This window comes from Novosphingobium silvae (assembly GCF_009856825.1).
Lineage (GTDB): Bacteria > Pseudomonadota > Alphaproteobacteria > Sphingomonadales > Sphingomonadaceae > Novosphingobium > Novosphingobium silvae.
The window spans coordinates 1-3,763 of the sequence record NZ_WVTD01000053.1 but is presented as its reverse complement, the minus strand read 5'-3'; the positions used below and the strand labels follow the sequence as shown (position 1 = coordinate 3,763).

1 protein-coding gene and 1 pseudogene are annotated in these 3,763 nt (G+C 60.6%); both read left to right on the top strand.

Annotated features, from left to right (window positions below; all coding sequences use genetic code 11):
- Window positions 1–128: 128 nt before the first annotated feature.
- A pseudogene (locus GR702_RS21845) lies at window positions 129–2,774 on the top strand (Tn3 family transposase); the annotation flags it as partial.
- Window positions 2,775–3,187: 413 nt separating this feature from the next.
- Window positions 3,188–3,667 carry a response regulator transcription factor gene (locus GR702_RS21840; RefSeq protein WP_160987613.1) on the top strand — a complete coding sequence of 160 codons (480 nt, stop codon included), beginning with the start codon at window positions 3,188–3,190 and terminating at the stop codon, window positions 3,665–3,667.
- Window positions 3,668–3,763 lie beyond the last annotated feature (96 nt).

The window sequence follows — 3,763 nt, the reverse complement described above, 5'->3', positions numbered from 1 at the left end:
CCCTATTGCTGGACCGATGCCAACGCCGCGCAAACCTCGTTCGAACTGAGCAGCATCGCAAGCGCCGCCTGATCGTCCAAATTACAGCCCCGTTCTCAAGGCCACGTGGGGGATTTTTACCGCTTACTGATTACCTCGGTCTTAGGCCGTTCACACGCGCGGATGTTGCCCACGCTATTGAACTTGCAGCCCGTGCAGCCATGCGCAGTGACCGCGGAGAAACAATTGCCAGATCCTTGATGGATAACCTGAAGGCGGAGCGCTTTATTCTGCCCCCGCCCGACACCCTCGAGCGGGCCGGGCTTGCCGGGAGAGCACGCGCTCGTAAGCGCGCAGCATCGGAAATCGTCGCCGAACTGGGCGGCAGTACATTGGAGTTGCTCGACGCACTCCTGATCAATGACCCAGCCCTTGGTATGACGCCGCTGGCTTGGTTGCGGGATATGCCCGGATCTCCGTCAACCAAGAACATGAATGCGCTTCTCAAGCGGCTGCGGTTCATACGTGATCTCGGGATTGAACCGGCAATCAGCCTAGCAACCACGGGCTTCCGCTTTGGCCAATTCGTGCGCGAGGGCAGCGTCGCTCCGCCGTTTCTGTTGGCCGACTATTCCCACAATCGCCGCAGAGCGACGCTGGCAGCCGCGGTCGTCAATCTCGAGGTCAAGCTTGCAGATGCCGCAATCCTGATGTTCGAGCGCCTCATTGGCGGGCTGTTCACCCGAGCCAAGCGTGGCCAGGAACGCCGCTATCAGGACACAGCACCTTCGGTCGGCAAGCTCATGCGACTGTTTGGTGCAACGATCGCGGCGCTGGATATGGCAGAGGAAACTGGCGGCGATCCGCTGGTCCTGGTCGATGAGATGGTGGGCTGGCATCGCCTGATGGCAGCCCGTCCGCACGTCGATGCCTTGGCGGATCTCGCTCAGGAGGACACTCTGGTTCTTGCAACCGAGCGATACGCTACACTGCGCCGGTTCTCCCGCAACTTCCTCGACACATTCACGTTCAAGGCCTCGGGCAGCGGGACCAACCTGCTCTCCGCTCTCGATCTCCTCAAGCAGGCCAACGGCAGTTGGGGTACGCAGTTGCCAGCAAACCCGCCGATGCCCTTTTCCAATCGGCATTGGTCCAAATTGATAATGGAGGGAGGAAAGGTCAGCCGTCCGCGCTACGAGACGGCCGTGCTGGCGACACTTCGAGATAAACTGCGAGCGGGCGATGTCTGGGTCGAAGGAACGCGGGCTTACCAGCGTTTCGACGCCTATCTGCTCCCCCGCAAGGCCGCACAATCGGCAATCTCCGAACTGCCGATCAACGTGAATTCCGGAGAATATCTGGCTCATAAGAGCGCCGAACTTGATCGGCGATTGCGTCACTTCGCGCATCAGCTGCGGACCGGCCGCTTGCCTGGCGTGACGCTCGTTCGCGAAAAGCTGAAAGTCGTTCCGCTGCAAGCGGCGACTCCACCAGAAGCGGAAGCTCTTGACCGCAAACTCGATGCCCTACTCCCGCGCGTCCGAATTACCGAACTCCTGCTCGAAGTCGCTGAACGTACCGGATTTCTCTCTGCATTTCGGGATGTCCGCTCGGGCAAGGAGCACGATAAGCCCGCTGCCGTGCTCGCCGCCATTCTGGCGGATGGTACGAATCTCGGCGTCGAACGCATGGCCAACGCCAGCCAGGGCGTCACATATGCGCAGCTCGCCTGGACCCAGAACTGGTATATCTCGCCCGATAACTACGAGGCTGCTCTGGCCCAGATTGTGCGCGAACATCACCGCCTCCCGTTCGCGCGAAACTGGGGCGAAGGTGTCAGTGCATCATCCGACGGCCAGTTCTTCCGCACCGGCCGGATCCGATCGGGCGCAGCCGAGATCAACGCAAAATACGGTCACGAGCCAGGTATCAAAATTTACTCGCACCTTTCCGACCATTTTGCCTCGTTCAGTTCGCGCATCATGTCTGCCACCGCAAACGAAGCCCCATACGTGCTCGACGGCCTGATGCTAGGGGCCCGCGAATTGCCACTGAAGGAGCTGTATACCGATACCGGCGGTGCGTCGGATCACGTCTTTGGCCTGTGCCACCTGCTCGGGTTCCGTTTCGTCCCTCGAATGCGTGATCTTGCAGACCGGCGGCTCGGAACCATCGTATCCGGTGCAAACTACAAAGGCATCGAATGTCTGTTCGGCCAGGCGATCAAGGTCGGCACCATTGAGGCAGAGTGGGATGATCTCGTCCGAATGGCCGCCTCAATTCGGGAAGGAACTGTTGCTCCGTCTATCATCCTGCGCAAGCTTTCCGCCTATCGCCGGCAGAACAAGCTTGACCTTGCCCTTCGCGAACTTGGCCGCATCGAGCGGACGTTGTTCACGCTCGACTGGCTGGAACAGCCTGATTTGCGCCGCGCCTGCCAAGCCGGATTGAACAAGGGAGAGGCCCGGCACGCTCTGGCAGACGCCGTCTACACCAACCGCCAGGGCCGGTTCACCGATCGAACTCTTGAGAACCAGCAATACCGCGCATCTGGGCTCAACTTGCTCATCGCCGCCATTGCATACTGGAATGCCCTCTATCTCGGCCGGGCCGCCGATCACCTGCGGTACTCGGGAATTGAGATCGACGAAACACTGCTAGCGCACGTCTCACCTCTGGGTTGGTCGCATATCGGCCTCACAGGTGACTACCTTTGGGAAGATGCATCTTTCAGCGGCAACCGCGGGTACCGAGCACTCCACGACCCGAACGGCAGACTTCGGCTCGTCGCCTAGGATGTTCTCAGTATTTCCAGCTTAGCGTTGTCTGGCGAACAAATCTTGAGGTGAGGCCTAGAACGGCTCGTATGTCCCCAGCAGGTGCCCGAGCTTTGCGGCTCTGAAGTCGAGCCCGACAGACGCACTTTTGGGCCTCACGCCCCTTTTTGCAGGTAGCGCGTTCAGCCCCGTTGAGGGCGTGTACGTTTTCGGCCGCCGCGTTTTGGGGCGCCCCCCTTCCAGGAGACCAGACGGAGGTGCCCGAACTCCAGTGGTAAGAGCCGCCGTATCGGGGCGATGTCGAGCACCTGCGCCGTTGGAACTGCTGCGGCAATATTTCGGCCTTGACCTTGGACCATGGTCCTGCCCGTAAGAGGCCTCCCCAATAGCGGTGCCTTTGCGGCGCGGCACTCCAGATCGATCCGAGGAGTATGGGGAACAAGCGCGTCGTTCACATCGTCGATGACGAAGAGACAATCCGAAAGGCACTGCGATTCACGTTGCGTACCGCCGGCTTCGCCGTCGAGGCCTACGCTTCGGGGCCGGAGTTTCTGTCGGCCGCGGGTGACGCGAAGAAAGGCTGCGTGATCCTCGACATGCACATGCCGGACATGAACGGCCTTCAGGTCCAGGTGGAGCTGACGCGACGCGGGATTGATATGCCTGTCGTCATGCTCACCGGCAATGGCGATCCCACGCTCGCCGTGCAGGCAATGCAGGCGGGCGCTGCCGACTTTCTCGCCAAACCGGTCGAAAAGGCCGCATTGCTTGGCGCGATCGACCGCGCCTTCAGCTCGCTGGAGAATATAACCGGGCGTGCCGCAGAACAGGCCGACGCGCTGTCGAAAGCCGCGAGACTGACGCAGCGCGAACGGGCCGTTCTTAGCAGCGCGTTGACGAAGTCGGTGTGATCTGATTCAGCCTGGATACGGAAAGAAGGCGGTCAGCGACGATGGCGATGCGACGTGATGGTGATGTGCAGGCGGATCTGATCGTGTCGTGGTCAG

Coding starts and splice junctions, on each gene's coding strand:
- GR702_RS21840 (WP_160987613.1), top strand. CDS start 3,188: ATGGGGAACAAGCGCGTCGTTCACATCGTCGATGACGAAGAGACAATC.